This window comes from Bacillus cereus group sp. N8, from assembly GCF_016483685.1.
GTDB lineage: Bacteria > Bacillota > Bacilli > Bacillales > Bacillaceae_G > Bacillus_A > Bacillus_A proteolyticus.
In genome coordinates, this window is the sequence record NZ_JAEHBK010000001.1 from 271,309 (window position 1) to 293,124 (window position 21,816).

A 21,816-nucleotide genomic window follows, 5' to 3' on the forward strand; every position below is an offset into this window, starting at 1 on the left:
TCACAGTCAAAAGTTTAAATTTTCTCAAAAAAGAGAAAGGTAGAAAGAATATGATATATTCATGCTATCCAATCATTTTTTCTAGGGAGATAAGGAAATGACAAATAACAATCAAATAGGTGAAAATAAGGAACAAACTATTTTTGATCATAAAGGAAATACGATTATGACAGAGGATAGGGAAATACAAATTATTTCAAAATTCGAAGAACCTCTTATTGTCGTATTAGGAAATGTACTAAGTGATGAAGAGTGTGATGAATTAATCGAATTATCTAAAAGTAAGATGGAACGTTCTAAAGTTGGTTCATCCCGTGATGTAAATGATATTCGAACAAGTAGCGGTGCATTTTTGGAAGACAATGAACTTACTTCGACGATTGAAAAACGAATTTCATCTATCATGAATGTTCCTGTGGCGCATGGAGAAGGATTGCACATTTTAAATTATGAAGTGGATCAACAATATAAAGCGCACTATGATTATTTTGCGGAACATAGTAGATCAGCTGCTAATAATCGTATCAGTACGCTTATAATGTACTTAAATGATGTAGAAGAAGGCGGAGAAACATTCTTTCCGAAATTAAATCTTTCTGTACACCCTAGAAAGGGAATGGCAGTATACTTTGAGTATTTTTATCAAGATCAATCACTAAATGAGCTTACGTTACATGGAGGGGCACCTGTTACGAAGGGCGAGAAATGGATTGCAACGCAGTGGGTGAGAAGAGGTACTTATAAGTAAAAATAAGCTAGCTAGCTTATTTGACTGCACGATAATAGCGAGTATGTTACGTTTTGTTCTTCATAGCATAAGAAGAACAAAACGTTTTTTTATTAAATAAAGCAACAACTTTCGTTATAATAACAAATAATAACGGAGGATTGAGAGGAACGAAAATGAAATCTATATACATAACTGGCTATATGGGAGCCGGGAAAACAACAATTGGAAAAGCGTTAAGTAAAGAACTTTATATGGAAGTTGTAGATACAGATCAAAAAATCGAAGAGCAGAAAGAGAAAGCGATTCGGCATATTTTTGCAGAAGAAGGCGAAATGGTTTTTCGGGAATATGAAAGTGAAATGTTACGGTCACTACCGGTTCAGAATGTAATTATTACAACTGGTGGAGGGATTATTGAACGAGAGGAAAATCGAAAGTGGATGAAGGAAAATGGAACTGTCGTGTATTTATATTGTGATCCACATGTAATTGCAGAAAGGCTTCGCGAAGATACGACACGTCCACTATTTCAGAAGAAAGATATAGATGCATTTATAACGAAATTCGAATCGCGCCGAGCTTATTATGAAGAGGCACATATTCATATTGATACGACTAGTAAGTCGGTAAAGCAAATCATGAATGAATTAAAGGAAAAGATTAATGAATAAAAAAGTGGACATACTAATCAAGTAGAGGTGATGATAATATGTCTACTAATGATTATGTACGCTTTGTGACACAGCAATTTGTGTCGTATATGGATGCTCCAAAAGAGGATCGAAAACAAAAGAAAGAACAACGTCGTGCGGAGAAAGAGCCATTCTTAAACAAATGGTTTGGTGTTATGCCATTGAGCGCTGCTTTGTTTTATCGAAATGTAAAAAATAAGAGAAAAAAATCAAGTTAATCATTCTTCGTTCACTTGTGAGGCGTATAGCCAATAAAAATCCCCTAGTATAACAAGATGCTAGGGGATTTTTTGTTTATCCCGCATTAACGGGCAGTAAGGGATGAACAAAACCCCCACTGATTAAAGTTTCACTTTATTGCACAGATTCTTTTTCTTCAGTAACTGCATGTATTTTATTGTTTACCCATACAAATCCAATTCCAATACAAATAGAAATGCCCCACCCAACAGCGGTCATAATAGCTCTCATTTCACCATATCCATCTACACCGAAAACAGAGATGAAATAGATTTTCAAGAAACTCTTTAATATAAATTGAAGACCGAAAAATAGTGTTAAATATTGCAGTGCTGGATATATACGGCTATCTCGGTAAAGCTCACGACTTTTATCGCGGTCATGACCTTGCAATGCAGCAATGTCTGCAGCGAAATATAACATCAGTGGTTTTTTTATAAAGATTGTACATATAACGATGCAGCCAAGTACGATATGATAATATGCATCATTCCATAGCATTCGTTCGGCTGATCCAGATAATAAATCTACCGTCGTATTAGAAATGAGTGTAATTAAAATAAAGAACCCTGTCACGTTAAACTGTTTTTCTTTTTTAAAGGTATACAGTGTATAAATAATCCCTGGAACAGAGGAAATTAACATCGCGTAATAAGGATCGATATAAGGTTTTGCAAATTTCCAAATGAGGAATGGGAATACGAGATAAAAGACAAGATCTAATATAGCTTTTTTATTTTGATTCATATAAATCCTCCTTAAGTCATACATATATTTTATAATATAATTTCTGAAAATTGTATAAGCTTTAATAAAAAAAAGAAAAGTAGATGATTAGTAGATTAAAAAAATTGTCCCTAGCGTAGTAAGTTTTTTTAGTATATAATAAAGGAAACGCTTTCATTTTTGTTTTGTTCACAAAATGGACGGAAAATCACATATTTACTATTGATATGTTGCTTTATAATGAAACTAATTAAATATACATGCATACAATATTGTGAAATAAATAACATAAATAATCTATATAAATGTAAACGTTACCAAAGAGAGAGGTGGAGACAATGAGTAAATTTTTCTTCAATCATAATCCAGCAACACTAGAGGATGGTAGGCTTGTTAAGTACGCTGAAATTATTTATGGAGAAGGTGGCCGTTCTGTATTAGAAAATTTAATGGTGAAGGCATCTATCAGATTGCGTGATCGTTATCCGAATAAATCTGACGAGCAGATCTCGAACCTCGTAAATAAAGGCATCCATGATATGTTTCAAAAATATGTGAGTGAGTAAGAGTAGCCAATGGCTGCTCTTATTTTTTTTGTATAAGGATTGTGCCTCTAGCTGAAAATAAGGGTGTATTTTGAAAGACTTAAAAAGGAGTGGAAAAGATGAGCAATGGAATTGGACGTTCAAAAGAAAATCTGCCGACTGATGCTAATCATGTGAGTGCAAAGAATCGTGCATATCAAAAACGTATGACAGAGAAAAAACAACGAGAGCGTAATGACGATAGAGAATAGGATGGAAAAACATCTAAAAAAAGCTCCTTCTACAGTTGAAGGAGCTTTTTTTAAGATAGAAAATGATTTGCGGTAATATAAAAGAGGCCGCCGTTTATAATTTGCATTGTAATACGTGGTTCGTATTGTTCTTGTAATGCTTGCTTTTCAATTTCATAGCTTTCTGGAAGTTCATCGCTATCTTCGTAAAATCGATTTAAAAGGTCTAAATCGTGATTCCAACGCACTCTTGCTTCTTTTGCCCACGTATGGTCATCTTCTGCGATTATATGTTTTAAAGCGTCCTCTATACGTTGTAAACCACTTTGTGGCTTAATGATAGGGGAAAGCGTAAAACAAAAATCAGGTATTTTCGGGGTGACTCTTATCTCTGTTAAAGTGTCATGGAAGTTCGCGATCATTGTTCCAGAAATAAGGTGAATACCGATGGAATGAAGGATGTCTTTTTTTCGGTCGCATTGATAAGATACTTTTATATTTACACCAAGCCAAGGGTGGAGTGGGGTATGTGTTGCCCCGTTATGTTTCACGTCCTCGTATAACCGTATGTATGAGCCTAGTTCTTTTGTCGTTTCAAAGATTTGATGCAAACGTGGTGAACCGTAATGAATAAGTTCACCATCGTTTTCTTCGTTTTCCGGATTTGTAATAAGAGTAAGGCGCATCGGATTCGGAACGCCTCCTGTTTTTTCAAGATAGTGCCAATAGAAAGGACGGTTCATTAATAGCTTATCCATTTCAATTGTTAACTGCACGTCTAATAGGTGAGGGGAATGTTCTAAAATTTCGCAGTTATTCGCCTCAAAAAAGTTATATAAGTAATTATGAATTTCATTTTGCTGCATAGTCCTGCACCTCAGCTTCATTGCGCTTCGCAAAGTCGATAATAGATGTCAAGTTTTCCATTTTGATTCGGATTTCTCCTTCGCTTTTTGACTGTGCGAAAATTTCTTGAATATGAGCATCGATATTTTTCATGTTGATTCTCGTTAAAATTTCATCGAGTTCACCGATTACTCGTTCAAATAAATTAATTTTTTCATACAGTAGTTTTAAAATATGTTCTTCAACAGTATGCTTTGTTGCTAAGTTATAAATATGAACATCATTTTTTTGTCCAAGACGATGAATACGTCCAATTCTTTGTTCGAGTCTCATTGGATTCCACGGTAAGTCATAATTGATCATATGGCTACAAAACTGTAAGTTAATTCCTTCACCGCCGGCTTCGGTCGCGATTAACACTTGAGCATGATTTTGGAAAAGTTCCTTCATCCAGTCTTTCTTTCCGCGTTTAAATCCACCACGAAATGGAACAGAGGAAATTCCATGTTGTTGTAAGAACCATTGTAAATACATTTGTGACGCTCTATATTCAGTGAAAATGATGACTTTATCGTCAATTTCCTTTATAAGCTCTAGAGCTTTATTTGCTTTTGAGTTGAAAGGAATATGATTAATTTTGTCCATTAACACATCAATATGTGGTTCCTTTATGTAGTGTTCATTTTCTTTCTGTCTTTTTTCTACATGCTTTTTTAATGAATAGTAAACAGCTTCGCGACTACTACATGCTTCCCGTTTTAAAGTTAAAGATGAGAAAGCAGACGTGAAGGCATCTTGTCCTCGCCAATTTTCAATCGCGTTATATAGCGCTTGTTCTTCTTCATTAAACTCAACAAAAATTGTACGTACATGCCTTTTTGGCCAATCAATTCCAGTATTATGACGTCGATTTCGGACCATTACTTTGTTGATGAGAGCTTTTAAATCTTCATCAGATTCAGCCGAGCGATTTTTTGAAGCATAATATTCTTCAAAATTAGATTGGTTGCCTAAATGACCTGGTTTTAATAAAGAAACGAGGTTGAAGATTTCATCGATTTTATTTTGAACAGGAGTAGCGGTTAGTAATAAACAAAACTTCTTTTTTAATCGTTGTGCAAATTCATAGTTTTTTGTTTTATTATTTTTTAGTTTATGTGCTTCATCAATAATAATAAGGTCATATTCTAAGTTTAAAACGATATCGCGATGCGGCGACCGTTTCGCAGTATCAATTGATGAGACGATGACATCAGCTTGTTCCCAAGAATAACTTTTCTTTTGAGCGACCGCAGGAATAAAAAATTTTGTGTTTAGTTCATATGCCCACTGAGATACGAGAGAAGCTGGAACTAGAATGAGTACCTTTTTTACAAGTCCCCGCACCATATATTCTTTTAAAATAAGTCCAGCTTCGATTGTTTTTCCAAGTCCAACTTCATCTGCCAAAATCGCTTTACCATTCATTTGTTCAATAACATTTTGAGCAACTTCTAATTGATGCGGAAGTGGCGTGAACTGTGATAAGTGTTTTGGTGCTTGTAATCCATCAAAAGTAGGGACGAGTAATGATTTTTCAGTTTTATAAGCTAATTGATATAAATCCCAATTTGTCCAAGGGCCATCTTCATCAATTCTTTTTAAAAAATTATTTTGCCACGTTCGATCTACGGAAATATCGACATTCATTCAGACGCTCCCACCTTTTATAAACTAAAGTTATTATTAAAAAATATTTATTATAAGACTTGTTATAAGGCATTATCACAATTACTAAAAGTTAAAGAATAAGCAGTGATAAAGGGATAAATCTCAAAAGTTCTATTTAATAAGAATAAGAATAAAAAATTCTAAATTATTTTTTATGCTAGAATATTGATGAAATATAGCGAATGATGTTAGGATAATGGTGTGAAATGTGTGGAATCTTTCGTATTTTATCCAAGAAAGCAACTTTTTATTTACGCTTTCATAAAAAAACATGATCAGATTCCGTATATCCTATCTTTTCAGAATGAAAATGTTTAGATATGGAAAGCAACTTTTATTGATTTGTCAGAGCATAAGGGGGAAAGAGCATGATTACATTACAACGTACACCGTTATTTGATGTATACGCGAAGTATGGTGGGAAAACAATCGACTTTGGTGGCTGGGAATTACCAGTTCAATTTTCAAGCATTAAAGAAGAACACGAAGCTGTACGTACAGCGGCAGGTTTGTTCGATGTGTCTCATATGGGAGAAGTTGAGGTAAAGGGTGTAGATAGTTTAGCATTTTTACAACGTGTTGTTACAAATGACGTTTCTACCTTAAAGGTAGGAGGCGCACAATATACAGCTATGTGCTACGAAAATGGTGGTACAGTAGATGATTTATTAATCTACAAACGTGGTGAAGAAGACTATTTATTAGTAATCAATGCATCAAATATCGAGAAAGATTACGAATGGTTAGCTAGCCATGTAATTGGCGATGCGACAGTAGTCAATGTTTCTAGTGAAGTTGCACAGCTTGCAATTCAAGGACCAAAAGCAGAAGGCATTTTACAAAAAGTTGTGTCAGAAGATTTGAAAGAAATTAAGTTCTTTAAATTTAAAAACGATATTCTTGTAGATGGAATTCCAGCACTTGTATCTCGTACAGGTTACACAGGTGAAGATGGATTTGAAATTTACTGTAAGAGTGAAGATGCTGCAAAGCTTTGGGAGAAACTTCTTGAAGTTGGAGCAGAAGAAGGCTTAAAAGCATGTGGTTTAGGTGCTCGTGATACACTTCGCTTCGAAGCAACATTACCACTTTATGGTCAAGAATTATCAAAAGATATTACACCGATTGAAGCTGGAATTGGCTTTGCGGTAAAACCAAATAAAGAAGCAGACTTCTTTGGAAAAGAAACGTTAAAAGAGCAAAAAGAAAACGGTGCGCCTCGTAAGTTAGTCGGCATCGAAGTAATCGAACGTGGAATTCCTCGTACGCATTACCCTGTATTTATTGGAGAAGAAAAAATCGGGGAAGTAACGAGTGGTACACAATCTCCAACGTTAAAGAAAAGCATTGGTTTAGCACTAATTGATGTAAAATACGCAGCAGTTGATACAGAAGTAGAAATTGAAATTCGTAATAAACGCGTCAAAGCAGTAGTTGTTCCAACACCATTTTATAAACGTTCAAAGTAACGGGGAGAGGGGTAGATTTCATGTTGCATCGTTATCTTCCAATGACAGAAGAAGACAAAAAAGAAATGTTACAAACGATCGGCGTTCAAACGATCGATGAGTTATTCTCTGATATTCCAGAGAGTGTTCGTTTTAAAGGGGATTTAAAAATTAAAGAAGCAAAATCAGAGCCAGAGCTTTTAAAAGAGTTAACTCAAATGGCTAGTAAAAATGCTAACTTAAAAGAGTACGCTTCTTTCTTAGGAGCAGGCGTATATGATCATTACGCTCCAGTAATTGTAGATCACGTTATCTCTCGCTCAGAATTTTATACAGCTTACACACCATACCAACCAGAAATTTCACAAGGGGAATTACAAGCAATCTTTGAATTCCAAACAATGATTTGTGAATTAACAGGAATGGATGTAGCAAACTCTTCTATGTACGACGGAGGTACAGCTTTAGCTGAAGCGGCAATGCTAGCAGCTGGCCATACTCGTAAAAAGAAAATTCTTGTATCTAGCGCAGTTCATCCAGAATCAAGAGCAGTACTTGAAACGTATGCAAAAGGTCAACATCTTGAAGTTGTTGAAATTAATCATAAAGATGGTGTAACTGATTTAGACGTATTACAAAGTGAAGTAGATGATACAGTTGCTTGTGTAATCGTTCAATATCCAAACTTCTTCGGACAAGTTGAAAAATTAGCTGATATTGAAAAAATCGTTCATCAACAAAAATCATTATTTATCGTTTCTTCAAATCCATTATCATTAGGCGCATTAACACCACCAGGAAAATTTGGTGCTGATATTGTAATCGGTGATGCACAACCATTTGGTATTCCAACGCAGTTTGGTGGACCACACTGTGGTTACTTTGCAACAACGAAAGCATTTATGCGTAAAATTCCAGGACGTCTTGTTGGACAAACTGTAGATTCAGATGGTAAACGTGGGTTTGTATTAACGTTACAAGCACGTGAACAGCATATTCGCCGTGATAAAGCGACGTCTAACATTTGTTCAAACCAAGCGTTAAATGCATTAGCAGCATCAGTTGCAATGACTGCGCTTGGAAAACAAGGTGTGAAAGAAATGGCACGTCAAAACATTTCTAAAGCACAATATGCAAAACGTCAATTCGAAGCGAAAGGCTTCTCTGTAACGTTCGCTGGTCCATTCTTCAATGAGTTCGTTGTAGATTGCAAACGTCCAGTTAAAGAAGTAAATGATGCATTATTACAAAAGAATATTATCGGTGGTTACGATCTAGGCCGTGATTATAAAGAGCATGAAAATCATATGCTTGTAGCAGTAACAGAGCTTCGTACAAAAGAGGAAATTGACACACTTGTAAATGAAATGGGGGCTATCCAATGAAGAACCAAGACCAAGCACTTATTTTTGAAGTGACTAAAGAAGGACGCGTAGGATATAGCTTACCCAAATTAGATGTAGAAGAAGTTAAATTAGAAGATGTATTTGAGAGCGATTATATTCGCGTTGAAGATGCAGAGCTTCCAGAAGTATCTGAACTTGATATTATGCGCCATTACACAGCGCTTTCAAACCGTAACCACGGTGTTGATTCTGGATTCTACCCACTTGGATCTTGTACGATGAAATATAATCCGAAAATCAATGAAAATGTAGCTCGTTTCGCAGGCTTTGCAAATATTCATCCACTTCAAGATGAAAAAACAGTGCAAGGTGCAATGGAATTAATGTACGATTTACAAGAACATTTAATTGAAATTACAGGTATGGATACTGTTACATTACAACCAGCAGCTGGTGCACATGGTGAATGGACGGGTTTAATGTTAATCCGTGCATATCATGAAGCAAATGGTGACTTTAACCGTACGAAAGTAATTGTTCCTGACTCTGCTCATGGAACAAATCCAGCATCTGCAACTGTAGCTGGTTTTGAAACAATTACAGTAAAATCAAATGAACATGGTCTTGTTGACTTAGATGATTTAAAACGTGTTGTAAATGAAGAAACAGCAGCACTTATGTTAACAAATCCAAATACATTAGGCCTATTCGAAGAAAATATTTTAGAAATGGCAGAAATCGTCCATAACGCAGGCGGTAAATTATACTATGATGGTGCAAACTTAAATGCGGTATTAAGTCAAGCACGCCCAGGAGATATGGGATTTGACGTTGTGCATTTAAACCTTCATAAAACATTTACAGGTCCGCATGGTGGCGGTGGCCCAGGTTCTGGTCCAGTAGGTGTGAAAGCTGATTTAATTCCGTACTTACCAAAACCAATTTTAGAAAAAACGGAAAATGGTTACCACTTCAACTATGATCGTCCAGAAGCAATTGGACGTGTGAAACCATTCTATGGTAACTTCGGAATTAACGTTCGTGCATACACATACATTCGTTCTATGGGTCCAGATGGCTTGCGTGCAGTAACGGAATATGCTGTATTAAATGCGAACTATATGATGAGAAGATTAGCTCCATTCTATGATCTTCCGTTCGATAGACATTGTAAGCATGAATTTGTATTATCAGGTCGTCGTCAAAAGAAACTTGGTGTACGTACATTAGATATTGCAAAACGTCTGCTTGATTTCGGTTACCATCCACCAACAATTTACTTCCCATTAAATGTGGAAGAATGTATTATGATTGAGCCGACAGAAACAGAATCAAAAGAAACATTAGACGGTTTCATTGATAAGATGATTCAAATCGCTAAAGAAGTAGAAGAAAATCCAGAAGTTGTACAAGAAGCGCCACATACAACGGTAATTAAACGTTTGGATGAAACATTGGCTGCACGTAAACCTGTTTTACGTTATGAAAAGCTAGCTCCTGTACAAGTTTGATTCGAATAAAAAAGAACTCGCTATATGCGGGTTCTTTTTTTGTGCAGGTAGGATGAAAAAAGTGTTAAAAATTATTATTTTTTGTTTCATATTGCTGTAAAGAAGCAGTTTTATAGATGATTTTGTTGAAAAAGTCGGTTTGATAAAAGTATTTATTTTTGTTAGAATTTTATTGAAATTAAGAAGATGTGATGAGGCAAAAATTACTCATTTTTATGTATATGTGAAAAAACGAGCAATACGGGGGTGAAAGTGTGGGATATCGATGTTATAGAATGGTATACCATTTAGAAAATGGAGAAACAATTAAAGATATAAAAGAATTTTGTTACCGAGACCAAGGGAAAGTGCTAGAAAGAGTAGCTCATCGTGTAATGGACAATAGAGAAGTAACAGCGATTGATAAACAGGGAACGATCATTTCAATAGCATGTGAGGACATTGTAAAGGTGGAACTTGATTACATAACAGAAAGTTAACCTTGAGTCATATCGAATTATTCGATAAAATATACTGTTGAATGGTGAAGAGAGCAGAGAGGAGTTTATCATGGGTAGTACAAGACACTTTTATATGTTTATTTTAGCTTTTGTTCTTGTTGTGGCGTTAACAATTTATTTAATTGTTGATAGCAGCTGGTACAATACAGTTCATCCGGCATTCCTTCTATTTATGTATGTAGGAATTGCGGTTGTTAGTTTCGGAATGAGAGACGAAATGTTAGATCGCTTTGAAAAGTGATACATATACGAAAGACCAACAGGAAAATGTTGGTCTTTTTTTCTTGCCAAAAATAGGATGGTGTGTATATACTGTATATATAAGGTATATACAGTATATACACACTGGAGGAAAACATGAATATTATTATTTCGAATTCTTCCCAAGACCCTATTTATGTGCAAATAAGGAAACAATTAAGCCAGCTTATTTTAAATGGTGGTTTAAAGGGTGGAGATCAGTTACCGTCTATTCGTAGCTTAGCGAAAGAATTACAAATTAGTGTAATTACAACGAAGCGTGCGTACGAGGAGCTTGAAAAAGAAGGATATATAGAAACTGTTGCTGGCAAGGGGACTTATGTTTCACGTAAAAATAATGAACTATTAAAAGAACAGCGGCTACATCTATTGGAAAGTAAAGCGGAAGAGATTGTGAATGAAAGTAAAGTGTTGCAGCTTTCACTTGAAGATTTACAACAGATGATTGCGTGTTTATACAAGGGGGAATAAGAGATGTTAGAGCTGAAAGATGTTTGTAAAACTTATCAAGATTTCTCAGTGAAAAATATAAGTTTTACATTGCCACGTGGATATATTATGGGATTTGTTGGACCGAATGGAGCGGGGAAAAGTACGACGATCAAAATGATTATGAATTTAATTAGAAAAGATAGTGGCGATATAAAAATTTTTGGCAAAGACAATAAGAAAGCCGAAAAGGAAATAAAACAAAATATCGGTTTTGTATATGATGAAAATCATTATTACGAAGATTTAACGTGTGAACAAATGAAGCGTATTATTGCACCGTTATATAAAAAGTGGGACGAAAATCAATATCAATCATATATGCAGAGATTACAAGTTCCAAAGTATAAAAAAATTAAAGAACTATCAAAAGGGATGAAAATGAAATTTGCGATTGCTATCGCACTTTCGCACCACGCAGAGTTTATCATTATGGATGAACCGACAGCAGGATTAGATCCAGTTGTCCGAAGTGAATTACTTGATATGTTGCAAGAAATTGTCATGGAAGATGAAGTATCTGTATTATTCTCAACGCATATTACAACAGATTTAGAGCGCATCGCAGATTATATTACGTTCATCAACGATGGAGAAATTATATTTACTGGTGAAAAAGATGAATTAATGGAGAACTACGTAATCGTAAAGGGAAGTAATGATTTATTAGATCGAGAAGGAAAAGAGCTGTTTGTTGGATTACGAAAAAATAAGTTTGGTTTCGAAGGTTTAGCGAAGGATAAACAAGCAATCATCGATTGGTTTGGAAATGAGGTTGTAATAGAAAAGCCTACATTAGACGATATCATCGTTTACACTGCGAAAGGGAGAGGTGCTTATGCGTCAGCTCATCTATAAAGATTTGTTCTTTTTTCGGGTAACTTGGTTAGTGAATCTTGTTCTCCCCCTTGTGTTATTTATGTTAGATCCAGGTGGTGAATTGTTATTTTCGATGAGTTGTTTATTTATAACACTTTCTTCTGTTATGGCGCTAATCTTTATGGATGAAAGAAATAAAAGTGACATTGTTATAAATAGTTTACCGGTAAGTCGAAAGGATATCATTATTGCTAGATATATTTCCTGTGCAATATTCATAGTAGGCGGCATACTCTCTACGATGTTAGTTGTTTTTCTTATAAGAGGCATTGTGGTTATTGGTGATATCGGTGCATACCATCCTAATCTATACATTGAAATTCCATGGTATGAAGTAATAAATGGAGCTGTTTACGCCGTATTTTTTGTTGTGATACTTTTCCCTAGTTATTACGGTACAAAATCGAAGGTAGTAAGAAGTATAGTATCAGCAGCATCAATGGGAGTGGGTGTAATTCTTTGGATGTTTATTAGTGAGGGGCTGAATGAAACAGCACCCTCATTCATTGAGTGGATAATGAATCCTATGCATACTGGTGTATTTATAGTTGGATTCATTACATTAGTTAGTATTTACATTGCTTCTATGCTTCTTACAATTAAAATTTATGAAACGCGTGATTTGTAGAGAGGAGAATTCAGATGCAACAGTTGATTTTGAAGGAGTTTTTCGTACAGAAGAAGATGTTTCTTTTATATTTTTTAATACCTATTTTCTCTGTTTTTAGGAATCCCGTCCAACCAATGGGGATAGCAATAGGATTATTTATAACATGTAGTACGATTATATATATTTCTTTTTATTATGACGAGAAAAGTAAAACAGAAAAAGTATTAGTGAGTTTGCCTATAACGAGAACAGAGATAGTTATAGCTAAATATATTTCAAGCTCATTATTTATTATGGCTGGTTTGAGTGCAACTTTTATAGTCGTAATATTAGGAAATATTCTATTGAACAGAGATATAATTATGCCTGGATATGCAATCTTTTCAGCAATAGTAGCAACTTTGATTTATTGTGTAGTAACGATACCTACTAATTACATTGGAGGATATAAAGCTATTACTGTCTTGAATGTGATTATGATTTTTCCTTTAATGGGTACGATTGGTCTTATGTGCAATATTTTTGGTGATAAAATAATCATGCTAAAAGTACTTCAATCTGAAGATGCTACACTAGCAATGGGTGCTCTTAGTATCGGAGTGTTAGTAAGTATAGTCATATCAATGTTACTCTCAATGAAAATGTTTCAGGAGGCAGAGTTATAGAAGGGACGCTTTCATATTAGGAGGTTTAATACATGATCAAGCAACTAGTCTTAAAAGATATGATGTTGTAAAGAAAGTTAGGGGTTGTGGGATTCATATGCTTGCTGTTCCTTGTAATTGTTGATTTTGGTAGCGACAACTTCCTTATGACGCTTAGTATATCTATACCCATCCTTGGAACGATATGGTCGACGAATTATGAGGCTAGAAATAAAAGTGAAATGATAGTAAATAGTTTACCATTTGAGCGTAAAGAAATTGTCATAGCAAAATATATATTTGTCAGCATTTTAGTTGCTTTAGGTGGCATCTTCTCACTTGTAGTTGGTTTAATCCAGTTACAAAATGAACATATAACTGGATTTATGCTGTGGGGAGCGATTCTGGGAGGAATAACAGGTGGTGTTGTTTATAGCGTGATTGTACTTCCGATTGAAATTTCGGTGGGATATAGCAGTACGAAACAGGTCGCTTATCTTATTGGAATCATAATTGGGGGATTAAGTGGAGTGAGTGTAAGTAGCATATGGTTAGATATAGAGAATGCTTGGAGCACAAGTCTAGTCGTAAATGTTTGTTTTATAGCAGGGCTGCTTCTTTTATATATCATGTCTATGTTACTCTCAATTAATTTGTATAGTGAGCGTGATTTGTAAGGGGAGGATAGCTTTGAAACAGCTAATTTTAAAAGATTTCATCGTTCAATGGAAATTTTTAATTTGGTACCTACTGTATCCGGTTTTCTTTTATATGGCCTTAACAGATACGGAAAATTTGTTCATAATTATGTCAGTAATCATTACAGTTGGGACAACCGTAAAAACATTTGAAGCGGATAGTAAAGATGAGAGTGAAGTAATAGTTAATAGTTTGCCAATATTTCGAAAACAAATTGTGTTTGCGAAATATATAGTAGCAATTATCATTCTTTTCATAAGCGTAGCGATTGGTTGTTTCACGATTGGAATGAAGAATGGGGCGAATGTATTTGAATTTATTGAAACGACATTGATTGCTAGTATTAGTTTTATTTTATTATATTTAAGCTTTGTTTTACCGATATCGTTTTGGCTAGGGTATAAAAAAACTGTTTTTATTACAATATTCATATGCATAGCGCCGATTGTTATTTTGGAGACATTCTTTCAAATCAACATGGAACAGATTCAACTGTATAACAGCTTGTTGTTTGTTAGTTCAATTTTCATGTTAATAGTATCTGTCTTTGTTTCGATGAAGCTATATGAAAGAAAAGAATTTTAAAAGGTGCCTCATAAAAGGCACCTTCTTCAATAACGGCAATACGAGAGCAATAGTTTATAAACGGAAACGTTACTTGGCACATCTTTCGGAGTATGTAATATAAAGCTGAAAACGATAACGAGAGTGAGAAAGAGGAAAAATAAAAATAGGATTTGCTTATGTATAGAATTTTGCATATGATTCACTCCTTTTTTCGGTAGTATGTCCAAAAGAAAGGAGTGTATGAAAAAAATTGGAGGGGGAACAATGGGGAAACGAAAATTGTTATTTGGAATAGGGGTATTGTTTTTTTCACTGGGTCTTTTGTTATCAAATTTTTATTCAGATATACCATCACCATTTCCTAATTTGCATAAAGGGGTTGGTATAAGTATTGTCATAGTTGGTCTGCTTTGTCTTATCGCATCAAACTTCTACAGAAAATCTGAATGAATATAAAAAAGGACAGTTACTCTTTTTCAGAAGAACTGTCCCTTTTAAATAACTTATTCCATAGCTTGACGATACTCCATATAATCACGATTGCAATGGAAGCAATAATTGACCAAGCGATAGATGCAAATTCAAGTGCCATGTTAGGAAGGAATGTAAGAATGGATAATACTTTATGAAACAACCATTCTATTATATGAAAACTTATTTGCAATAGAATGATAATCCCGAGTGTGATCCATGCTAACATCTGTTTTCCTTTTTCTTTCCACATGACAGTCACCTCACGTTAGCTTAATAGTTTTAAGCCAACAGCACCGCATAGAATGCAGCTTAAGAAGGCAAGACGACGCCAATCCGCTGATTCGCGGAAAATAAGAATGCCTAGAAGTGCACTTCCGGCAGTTCCGATTCCAGTCCAAATTGCGTAAGCAGTTCCCATCGGTAATGTGTCCATCGCAAGGGATAAGAAGAAGAAGCTTACGCCGAAGTTAGCGATTAAAATAACTTTTGGTGCCCAGCCTTTCTTTTCAGTGGCTACTTTCATAAAGAGTACACCAATAATTTCACAAATACCAGCTAGAATTAAAAATACCCAAGCCATTTTATGCGGCCTCCTTCGCTTCTTTTTCTTCTGTTACTCGTTTTAAGCCAATTACTCCGAAGAAGATTAAACCGATTAATAATACTTTTACAATAGAGAAAGGTTCTCCGAAGATGAAAATCTCTGTAAGAACGATTCCGCCAGCTCCAATTCCTGTAAAGACTGCGTATACAGTGCCGACAGGTAAATCTTTATAAGCTCTAAATAATAAAACGAAACTTATTGTAATTAATAATGTAACACCAGCCCATTCAAGTGGTGCCTCTGCGTGTTTTAATCCAATTACCCAAAAGATTTCAATAATACCAGCTAAGATTACATAAATCCATGCCATATGTCATTTCTCCTTCCTACCAGTCGTTAGGTAAAGGGCTTAAAAACGACGCATTGCAAAGGAGCAATCCGTCAGTTTGAAAGTCCGCGCCAAAATACTTTCCAAGAAGCGTCTAAACGTGTCTCAAAACGATTTAAACCTGCGTATAGTAGTTCAACCATAAGACCGTCAAGTAAGCATAGAAAAGCCTCTAAGGCATCTTTTATTTCAATGTTATGCAGCTCATCTTTCTCACTTGCCCTTTTAAATACAGGGAATAAAAGTTTTCCAACGTTCTCAATGTGTACATTTGCTTTATCAATAATTTGTTCGCGAAATGCATCAGGCGGAAAATAAGAAGTTCGTAACCAAAACATTGATTCTTCACTTTCACCAAATCGTTTTGCGTAACCTTTTAATAAATGTAAGAGCAATTCTTCAGTGGACGAATTTGAAAATTTTTCAATATCATCTGTGAAGCTCTGTACATCTTTTTGAAGAGCAGCCTCTAAACATGTAAAGTATAACTCTTCTTTTCCTTTAAAGTGTGCGTAAATCGATGGTTTTTTAATCCCAACTTCTTGAGCAATATTTGCTAATGAAGTTCCTTCGTAGCCGTAGCGTGCGAAATGAGAAAGTGCTACAGCTTTAATGCGGTTTGCTGTCATTTTCATCCCCTACCTACCGTTCGTTAGGTTCATTATATGAGATGGAAAATATAAAGTCAATAGGGGAAAAGCTGAAAAAGAGCGTTATAGGTAACGCTCCTTTTTAGACTGTTTCTCGCTCAATTAAATGGAATGAAAGTTCTTCTGCGCTGCCGATAATTTGCTCACTTTGAATTTGTTTATGGAATAAAGAAAAAGCATGTGAGCCCATTGTGAGCCCGGGATGTTCAATAGTTGTAATTTCTAATGCTTTTGAAATTTCATGGTTATCAAATCCAAGGATAGCGAGGTCTTCAGGTATTCGAATGCTATGTTTTCGCGCCTCTGTTAATAAACCAGCTGCAACTTGATCGTTTGCTGTAAAAATAGCGGTTGGACGATTTTTCATGTTTAAAATACGATGAAGTATTTTTGCCCCGTCCTGCATCGTATAATATTGATGAAAAATCCAATCAGGGTGCACTGTTTTTCCTTCGTGACGAAGAGTATCGGCGAAAGCTTTTTTACGCTCGATTGAATTAACGCTTGTTTCTCTTGCTAAACAAATGCCGATTTTTTCATGGCCCTTACGGAGTAAATAGGAAGTACCAAGGCGGAATCCTTCATAATGATCTACAAAGACAGATGAAATGAGTGGATGTTTCATTTTTTCACATGAAATAATGGGGGCAAATTTTGCGAACGGTTCAATTTGTTCCCATGAACTCGTTCGAGAACAAATAATCATCCCGTCGAATTGTTTCATTTTCATCATTTCAAGAACACGAATTTCTTCAATGCTATCGTAATTCGTTTGGCATAAATTAATATGATATCCAGCTGCTAATGCTTCGTTTCCGATTCCTTCAATAATGGTACTGAAGTATGGAACATTAATGAAAGGGAGCATAACCCCGATTGTATATGTTTTTCCCTTTATTAAATGAATAGCATTAATATTTTTTGCATAGTTCAATTCTTCAACTGCATCTAGAACACGCTTACGTTTTTCTTCTTTTACGTAAGGGTGATTATTAAGGACGCGGGAAACAGTTGCTATGGATACACCAGCAGTTTTTGCAATCTGTTTTATATTGGCCATATGTATCACCTCTTTACTTAATTATAAGGGGAAAATAATAAGAATGAAAAAATCTTGACCTGAAAAGCTTTTCACAAACTATGTTATAAACATGACTTCTGTTATTCGCGTAACCTTTTTATTTGGGCGTGAGAGTAGCGGGGTCTTTTTTTGTATGTATGCAAAGAAGTTTTGTCAAAATGTGTGAGAATAACGTGGAAAGTTTTCGGAGGAGGCGTTTCATAACGAAGCGAATAGAAGAGAGTATAAACGCTTCGTTCGTTAAGAGAGCGGTATGAAAGGGCGGAAACAAATTGAAAAAAGGAATCGTTTGTTTCGTGTTTTCTAGTGTATTACTTAGCTCATGTTCATTTCAGCAAACAATGCAAGAAGAAAAAACATTTGTGGGAACAATAGGAGCGGCTAAGGACCGTGTTACGGATCCGATTCCGCTAAAGGAACTTCCAAAATATTTTCCGGCGAAGTTTAAAGTTCCAACGTTTTTACCTTATGACATTACGAGTGATGTGCATGGAGAGGTAAGAACGATGGGAAAGAAGAATGCTGTCTTAACGATTAAATATAAGCAACAAGAGAAAGAAAGGCATGATTATATAGAATTAACAGTGGCCAACTTTTCTTACAGTTTTCCATACCTCGTAGAAGAGAATCGATTTCAAGAACAAATGAAATTGAATAATGGAGCGCCTGCTTATTTTAAAAATAAGGATGATTACGAGCGAGGGGACGAATTTGCTACGCTTATATGGAAAGAGAAGGGGATTGAATATCAGCTATTATATCGTAATGTAGATGAGAAAGATGAAGATGTGATTAAACAAAATCTACTGTACATTGCGAACAATATGGAATGAAAAAAACTAGCTGAATTATACAGCTAGTTTTTGTATGTTATTTCTTTTTAATTTTGCCTGACCAAGATTTAAATCCACCTTTTAATTGGTAGAAATCTTTGTAGCCTTGTTTCTTTAAGTATTGAGCTGCACGACCTGTACGGAATCCGCTTTGGCAATATAAATAAACAGGTTGATCTTCGCGGAGTTCTTTGTAGCGAAGGCGAATTTGTGATAATGGAATGTTACGCGCGCCTAAAATATGTCCCGCGTTAAATTCATCTGCTTCGCGAATATCGATAAGCTGTGCTTTACGGTAGCCAGCGCGAAATTCTTCTTCTGAAAGTGTTTTAATTAATTTCTTCTGATAGAAATACATCCATACAGTGTAGCCGATGAATGCTGCAATTGCGGCTAGTATAATAATCAAGTTTGTTGACACGATGCTATCGCTCCCTTTTTTCTAATCCTACTTTCAATATTATAATGCCCATATGTATTTATGCAACAGATTCATTCGCATATAAGAAGAAATTTCGTATTCTTTCACAAATTTTGTCGAATTTGGTAGACTAGAGAATGTGAAAAATAATTGGTTATATGAGGTGCAGGATGGGAAAAGAAAAATGGTGTTATATTAACTCTGGTCAATGTTCACCAGCATTTAATATGGCGTTAGATGAATGTTTATTAAATTGGCAAAGTGAAAAGAAAATGTCGCCAACAATTCGTTTTTATGAATGGGAAGTGCCGACATTAACAGTAGGGTATTTTCAGCGTGTTGAAAAAGACATTAATATGGATGTAGTTAACGAAAAAGAATATGGTTTCGTTCGTCGTCAAACAGGCGGCAGGGGTGTATTACATGATAAAGAATTAACGTACAGTGTTATTGTGTCTGAAGATCATCCAAATATGCCAAAAACAGTTACAGAAGCGTATCGCGTTATTTCACAAGGGTTATTAGACGGTTTTAAGGCATTAGGATTAGAAGCGTATTATGCAGTTCCGAAAACAGAAGAGGATCGTGAGAATTTAAAAAATCCGCGTTCAGGAGTATGTTTTGATGCACCATCTTGGTATGAAATTGTAGTTGAAGGAAGAAAAATCGCAGGTAGTGCTCAAACACGTCAAAAAGGTGTTATTTTACAGCACGGTTCGATTCCGTTAGAAATAGATTTAGATGAGTTATACGATCTATTTTTATTCCCGAATGAACGTGTAAAAGAGCGTATGAAAAATATGTTTTCTTCTAAAGCGGTAGCGATTAATGAATTAACAGATCGTACATTTACGATTGAACAGTTAATTAAAGCGTTTGAAACTGGATTTGAAAAAGGATTAGATATAGAGCTTGTTCCGTATGAACTAACAGAAGAACAGCTTCATGAAGTTCAAACATTAGCAAAAGAGAAGTATGAAAGTAACGAATGGAATTATAAAAAATAAGGAGATGGCGACCGCCATCTCCTTATTTTTTATAGTAAATTAAGTACTTTTTCTACTTTGATTCCTTTATCTTGTAAAGAACGAAGGCGATTTACAACGTCCATAATTTCTTTGTCGAATGTAACGCTAATACCTTGGCTTTGTAGCTCTTCTTTTAATCCTTCAATAGAATCATCTATGTCGATGCCAAGCTCGTAATCTTGACAAACTTCAATTGTCTTTTTCACAAGTTTAACATAATTTTCTTGTAGTTTTGTATTTGTTTCAGTCAAAGCAGGTTGCTTCGGTTTTGCAGGAGTAACCGGAGCTGTCTCTTGCTTTTTAACTGGAGTAGGTACTGTTTTTTTCACAGGTGCTGGAGTAGATAATTCTACAGCTGCTTCAACACTTACTGGCTTCGGCGTTGGTACCGGAGTAGGTTTAGGTGCTGCAGCAGGTGTTTCTACTCGCGTAACAGGCTTTGGAGCTGGTGTAACTGCTTTTGGAGCTTCTACAACTACTTCTTTTTTCGGAGTAGCTTCTACAACTGTTTCTTCTTGCTCAGCAGCTTCTTTATTTTCTTTGCTCCACATAACGCGTTCAACTTCTAGAGAAACATTGTTTTTGTTCATCGCTGTTAATGTAACTTTACCAACCTCAGCGTTCCCAGTGAAATCAACAATTTTATAAATAACACTCTTGTTCCAATCCACGTTTCCGCTCAAAAATAATTCTTCGTTACATTTTGGCGTTAAGCCCTCGATTTTAATTTCTGCGTTTACACCGTTTTCACTATATACCATAATTAGCGAAGCATTTACATCTTCGTCTGCTAACATTAGTTCACGTACCATTTTGCCGGTGCGTACTTGCGTTTTCTTCTTAACTGACATCAAATTTCTCCTCTCAAAAATTCAGTAATAATAAAAAAATCGTATAACGAAAAATAATTGCTCACGAAGATTTATGATACCGATAATAAAAGCATCACGTCAACAATTAACTTTAATTATTTTGCATTTTTCTTATTTTCTTTATGAAATTTTTCAATTTGTAAAATTAGACAGAAGAAAAACAGCCTTTTGAAAGGCTGTTAAAATTTAGATGTTTTATATAAAAATTTGTACAGAATATAAAAAGAAAGTGTAATAAGAGCACCTTGCAAAATAGACAAATTATAAAAAAAGTATGGTTGTGTTTTGAAAAATACATTTGCAAAAACTGATAAGACAAAAGGTATAAATACTGATAATAAGAGGAGTGCTTTTTGTTTCCAGGAAACTAATATTGTAAAAGAGAAACGTCTAAATAAAGAAAAAGTTATGAAAGCACCAATTGTTAAAACGATAGCAGATAATATTGTTCCAGGAATACTAAATGGAATTCCTGAAGTATTTGTATTTGAAAATAGTTTTTGTATAAGAGTAGTGAATGTATCGTATCCAATTTGAACAGCTAATAATAAACTAACTGCAAACCCAATAACAGCAGCTTGTTGGAAAGAGTTTTGATGTTCCGAAGAGTTAATTAATTCATCGCAGTAAGCTTTTAAATCCTCTCCGAAAATATCATGTGCAGTTTTACCGTATTCTTGCGCTTCTAAAAGATGATCCAATATTTCTAGAAGTAATTCTTCCATTTGTTTTTGTGGAACGCTAGTAAGGCGTAAATAAATAAGCATATCACCATAAGCAGCTTCGTTTTCAGCTGTTAATAACTCTCTCTTTTCATTGTTTAACTTAACCATTTCTTTTTCAGTCATCATA

31 protein-coding genes are annotated in these 21,816 nt (G+C 35.0%); 19 read left to right on the forward strand and 12 right to left on the reverse strand.

The window, feature by feature from the left end:
* Positions 1–97: 97 nt before the first annotated feature.
* The 3 genes from JDS80_RS01415 to JDS80_RS01425 all read left to right on the forward strand — a co-directional run bounded on the left by JDS80_RS01415 (position 98) and on the right by JDS80_RS01425 (position 1,640).
* Positions 98–748, forward strand: a complete 651-nt coding sequence (locus JDS80_RS01415) for a 2OG-Fe(II) oxygenase (protein WP_098888845.1) — start codon at positions 98–100, stop codon at positions 746–748.
* A 155-nt stretch (positions 749–903) separates the two neighbouring features.
* On the forward strand, positions 904–1,401 hold the full coding sequence (locus tag JDS80_RS01420) for a shikimate kinase (protein ID WP_071747117.1): 498 nt from the start codon (positions 904–906) through the stop codon (positions 1,399–1,401).
* A 38-nt stretch (positions 1,402–1,439) separates the two neighbouring features.
* Complete coding sequence (locus JDS80_RS01425) at positions 1,440–1,640, forward strand: YqzE family protein (protein ID WP_071747116.1); 201 nt, start codon at positions 1,440–1,442, stop codon at positions 1,638–1,640.
* Between the two features lie 136 nt (positions 1,641–1,776).
* Here JDS80_RS01425 and JDS80_RS01430 read toward each other — a convergent pair whose 3' ends face one another.
* Both JDS80_RS01430 and JDS80_RS01435 read right to left on the reverse strand, forming a co-directional pair.
* Positions 1,777–2,409 (reverse strand): VC0807 family protein, encoded by a 633-nt coding sequence (locus JDS80_RS01430; RefSeq protein ID WP_071747115.1) that lies wholly within the window; start codon positions 2,407–2,409, stop codon positions 1,777–1,779.
* A gap of 128 nt (positions 2,410–2,537) precedes the next feature.
* A complete protein-coding gene (locus tag JDS80_RS01435) occupies positions 2,538–2,654 on the reverse strand; it encodes a GTP pyrophosphokinase (RefSeq protein ID WP_071747169.1) in 117 nt (38 codons plus the stop codon).
* 72 nt (positions 2,655–2,726) lie between these two features.
* Between JDS80_RS01435 and JDS80_RS01440 the strand changes: the two genes are divergently transcribed.
* Together JDS80_RS01440 and JDS80_RS31920 are read left to right on the forward strand one after the other, a co-directional pair.
* Positions 2,727–2,954 carry a hypothetical protein gene (locus JDS80_RS01440; protein ID WP_071747114.1) on the forward strand — a complete coding sequence of 76 codons (228 nt, stop codon included), beginning with the start codon at positions 2,727–2,729 and terminating at the stop codon, positions 2,952–2,954.
* 98 nt (positions 2,955–3,052) lie between these two features.
* On the forward strand, positions 3,053–3,184 hold the full coding sequence (locus JDS80_RS31920) for a hypothetical protein (RefSeq protein WP_274605827.1): 132 nt from the start codon (positions 3,053–3,055) through the stop codon (positions 3,182–3,184).
* Between the two features lie 50 nt (positions 3,185–3,234).
* On the opposite strand, the gene JDS80_RS01445 is transcribed toward JDS80_RS31920, so the two are convergent.
* A complete protein-coding gene (locus JDS80_RS01445) occupies positions 3,235–4,029 on the reverse strand; it encodes a YqhG family protein (RefSeq protein WP_001186888.1) in 795 nt (264 codons plus the stop codon).
* Entirely contained in the window at positions 4,016–5,698 is a 1,683-nt protein-coding gene (locus JDS80_RS01450; protein ID WP_199636849.1) for a DEAD/DEAH box helicase, read from the reverse strand. The genes JDS80_RS01445 and JDS80_RS01450 overlap by 14 nt, the downstream gene beginning before the upstream one ends.
* Before the next feature lie 389 nt (positions 5,699–6,087).
* Between JDS80_RS01450 and gcvT the strand changes: the two genes are divergently transcribed.
* The 12 genes from gcvT (at position 6,088) to JDS80_RS01510 (ending at position 15,123) form a co-directional block, all read left to right on the forward strand.
* Positions 6,088–7,188 carry a glycine cleavage system aminomethyltransferase GcvT gene (gene gcvT, locus JDS80_RS01455; RefSeq protein ID WP_000631766.1) on the forward strand — a complete coding sequence of 367 codons (1,101 nt, stop codon included), beginning with the start codon at positions 6,088–6,090 and terminating at the stop codon, positions 7,186–7,188.
* A 20-nt stretch (positions 7,189–7,208) separates the two neighbouring features.
* Positions 7,209–8,552 (forward strand): aminomethyl-transferring glycine dehydrogenase subunit 1, encoded by a 1,344-nt coding sequence (gene gcvPA, locus JDS80_RS01460; RefSeq protein WP_071771652.1) that lies wholly within the window; start codon positions 7,209–7,211, stop codon positions 8,550–8,552.
* Entirely contained in the window at positions 8,549–10,024 is a 1,476-nt protein-coding gene (gene gcvPB, locus JDS80_RS01465) for an aminomethyl-transferring glycine dehydrogenase subunit 2 (RefSeq protein WP_002122485.1), read from the forward strand. The genes gcvPA and gcvPB overlap by 4 nt, the downstream gene beginning before the upstream one ends.
* A 275-nt stretch (positions 10,025–10,299) precedes the next feature.
* Positions 10,300–10,503, forward strand: coding sequence for a DUF3929 family protein (locus JDS80_RS01470; RefSeq protein ID WP_000262494.1), 204 nt, complete (start codon positions 10,300–10,302; stop codon positions 10,501–10,503).
* A gap of 70 nt (positions 10,504–10,573) precedes the next feature.
* On the forward strand, positions 10,574–10,765 hold the full coding sequence (locus JDS80_RS01475; protein ID WP_000535934.1) for a hypothetical protein: 192 nt from the start codon (positions 10,574–10,576) through the stop codon (positions 10,763–10,765).
* Between the two features lie 116 nt (positions 10,766–10,881).
* Positions 10,882–11,256, forward strand: coding sequence for a GntR family transcriptional regulator (locus tag JDS80_RS01480; protein WP_199636851.1), 375 nt, complete (start codon positions 10,882–10,884; stop codon positions 11,254–11,256).
* Between the two features lie 3 nt (positions 11,257–11,259).
* Positions 11,260–12,132, forward strand: a complete 873-nt coding sequence (locus tag JDS80_RS01485) for an ABC transporter ATP-binding protein (RefSeq protein ID WP_199636852.1) — start codon at positions 11,260–11,262, stop codon at positions 12,130–12,132.
* Positions 12,113–12,781: an ABC-2 transporter permease gene (locus tag JDS80_RS01490; RefSeq protein ID WP_199636853.1), complete on the forward strand. Its 669-nt coding sequence runs from the start codon at positions 12,113–12,115 to the stop codon at positions 12,779–12,781. Before JDS80_RS01485 ends, JDS80_RS01490 begins: the two co-directional genes overlap by 20 nt.
* A 14-nt stretch (positions 12,782–12,795) precedes the next feature.
* The gene (locus JDS80_RS01495) at positions 12,796–13,428 is read left to right on the forward strand and encodes an ABC-2 transporter permease (protein ID WP_199636854.1); all 633 of its coding nucleotides are present in this window, start codon (positions 12,796–12,798) and stop codon (positions 13,426–13,428) included.
* Positions 13,429–13,514: 86 nt separating this feature from the next.
* Positions 13,515–14,084, forward strand: coding sequence for an ABC-2 transporter permease (locus JDS80_RS01500; RefSeq protein WP_346011336.1), 570 nt, complete (start codon positions 13,515–13,517; stop codon positions 14,082–14,084).
* A 13-nt stretch (positions 14,085–14,097) separates the two neighbouring features.
* Positions 14,098–14,691, forward strand: a complete 594-nt coding sequence (locus JDS80_RS01505) for an ABC-2 transporter permease (protein ID WP_199636855.1) — start codon at positions 14,098–14,100, stop codon at positions 14,689–14,691.
* 246 nt (positions 14,692–14,937) lie between these two features.
* Positions 14,938–15,123, forward strand: a complete 186-nt coding sequence (locus JDS80_RS01510) for a hypothetical protein (RefSeq protein WP_071747105.1) — start codon at positions 14,938–14,940, stop codon at positions 15,121–15,123.
* A gap of 16 nt (positions 15,124–15,139) precedes the next feature.
* On the opposite strand, the gene JDS80_RS01515 is transcribed toward JDS80_RS01510, so the two are convergent.
* The 5 genes from JDS80_RS01515 to JDS80_RS01535 all read right to left on the reverse strand — a co-directional run bounded on the left by JDS80_RS01515 (position 15,140) and on the right by JDS80_RS01535 (position 17,789).
* On the reverse strand, positions 15,140–15,397 hold the full coding sequence (locus tag JDS80_RS01515) for a DUF3975 family protein (RefSeq protein ID WP_199636856.1): 258 nt from the start codon (positions 15,395–15,397) through the stop codon (positions 15,140–15,142).
* Between the two features lie 15 nt (positions 15,398–15,412).
* Positions 15,413–15,727: a DMT family transporter gene (locus tag JDS80_RS01520; RefSeq protein ID WP_000312621.1), complete on the reverse strand. Its 315-nt coding sequence runs from the start codon at positions 15,725–15,727 to the stop codon at positions 15,413–15,415.
* A gap of 1 nt (position 15,728) precedes the next feature.
* Positions 15,729–16,061 carry a DMT family transporter gene (locus JDS80_RS01525; protein ID WP_071728414.1) on the reverse strand — a complete coding sequence of 111 codons (333 nt, stop codon included), beginning with the start codon at positions 16,059–16,061 and terminating at the stop codon, positions 15,729–15,731.
* A 71-nt stretch (positions 16,062–16,132) separates the two neighbouring features.
* A complete protein-coding gene (locus tag JDS80_RS01530; protein WP_071747103.1) occupies positions 16,133–16,714 on the reverse strand; it encodes a TetR/AcrR family transcriptional regulator in 582 nt (193 codons plus the stop codon).
* 97 nt (positions 16,715–16,811) lie between these two features.
* Positions 16,812–17,789: a LacI family DNA-binding transcriptional regulator gene (locus JDS80_RS01535; RefSeq protein ID WP_199636857.1), complete on the reverse strand. Its 978-nt coding sequence runs from the start codon at positions 17,787–17,789 to the stop codon at positions 16,812–16,814.
* A gap of 317 nt (positions 17,790–18,106) precedes the next feature.
* Between JDS80_RS01535 and JDS80_RS01540 the strand changes: the two genes are divergently transcribed.
* Positions 18,107–18,643, forward strand: coding sequence for a DNA polymerase III subunit delta (locus JDS80_RS01540; RefSeq protein WP_142347450.1), 537 nt, complete (start codon positions 18,107–18,109; stop codon positions 18,641–18,643).
* Positions 18,644–18,680: 37 nt separating this feature from the next.
* On the opposite strand, the gene JDS80_RS01545 is transcribed toward JDS80_RS01540, so the two are convergent.
* Complete coding sequence (locus JDS80_RS01545; RefSeq protein WP_071747101.1) at positions 18,681–19,064, reverse strand: rhodanese-like domain-containing protein; 384 nt, start codon at positions 19,062–19,064, stop codon at positions 18,681–18,683.
* Positions 19,065–19,234: 170 nt separating this feature from the next.
* Here JDS80_RS01545 and JDS80_RS01550 point away from each other — a divergent pair, with 170 nt between their 5' ends.
* Complete coding sequence (locus JDS80_RS01550; RefSeq protein ID WP_071747100.1) at positions 19,235–20,071, forward strand: lipoate--protein ligase family protein; 837 nt, start codon at positions 19,235–19,237, stop codon at positions 20,069–20,071.
* A 29-nt stretch (positions 20,072–20,100) separates the two neighbouring features.
* Here JDS80_RS01550 and JDS80_RS01555 read toward each other — a convergent pair whose 3' ends face one another.
* Positions 20,101–20,943: a hypothetical protein gene (locus JDS80_RS01555; protein WP_098888852.1), complete on the reverse strand. Its 843-nt coding sequence runs from the start codon at positions 20,941–20,943 to the stop codon at positions 20,101–20,103.
* A 200-nt stretch (positions 20,944–21,143) separates the two neighbouring features.
* A complete protein-coding gene (locus tag JDS80_RS01560; protein WP_098888862.1) occupies positions 21,144–21,812 on the reverse strand; it encodes a DUF1048 domain-containing protein in 669 nt (222 codons plus the stop codon).
* Positions 21,813–21,816: the final 4 nt, after the last annotated feature.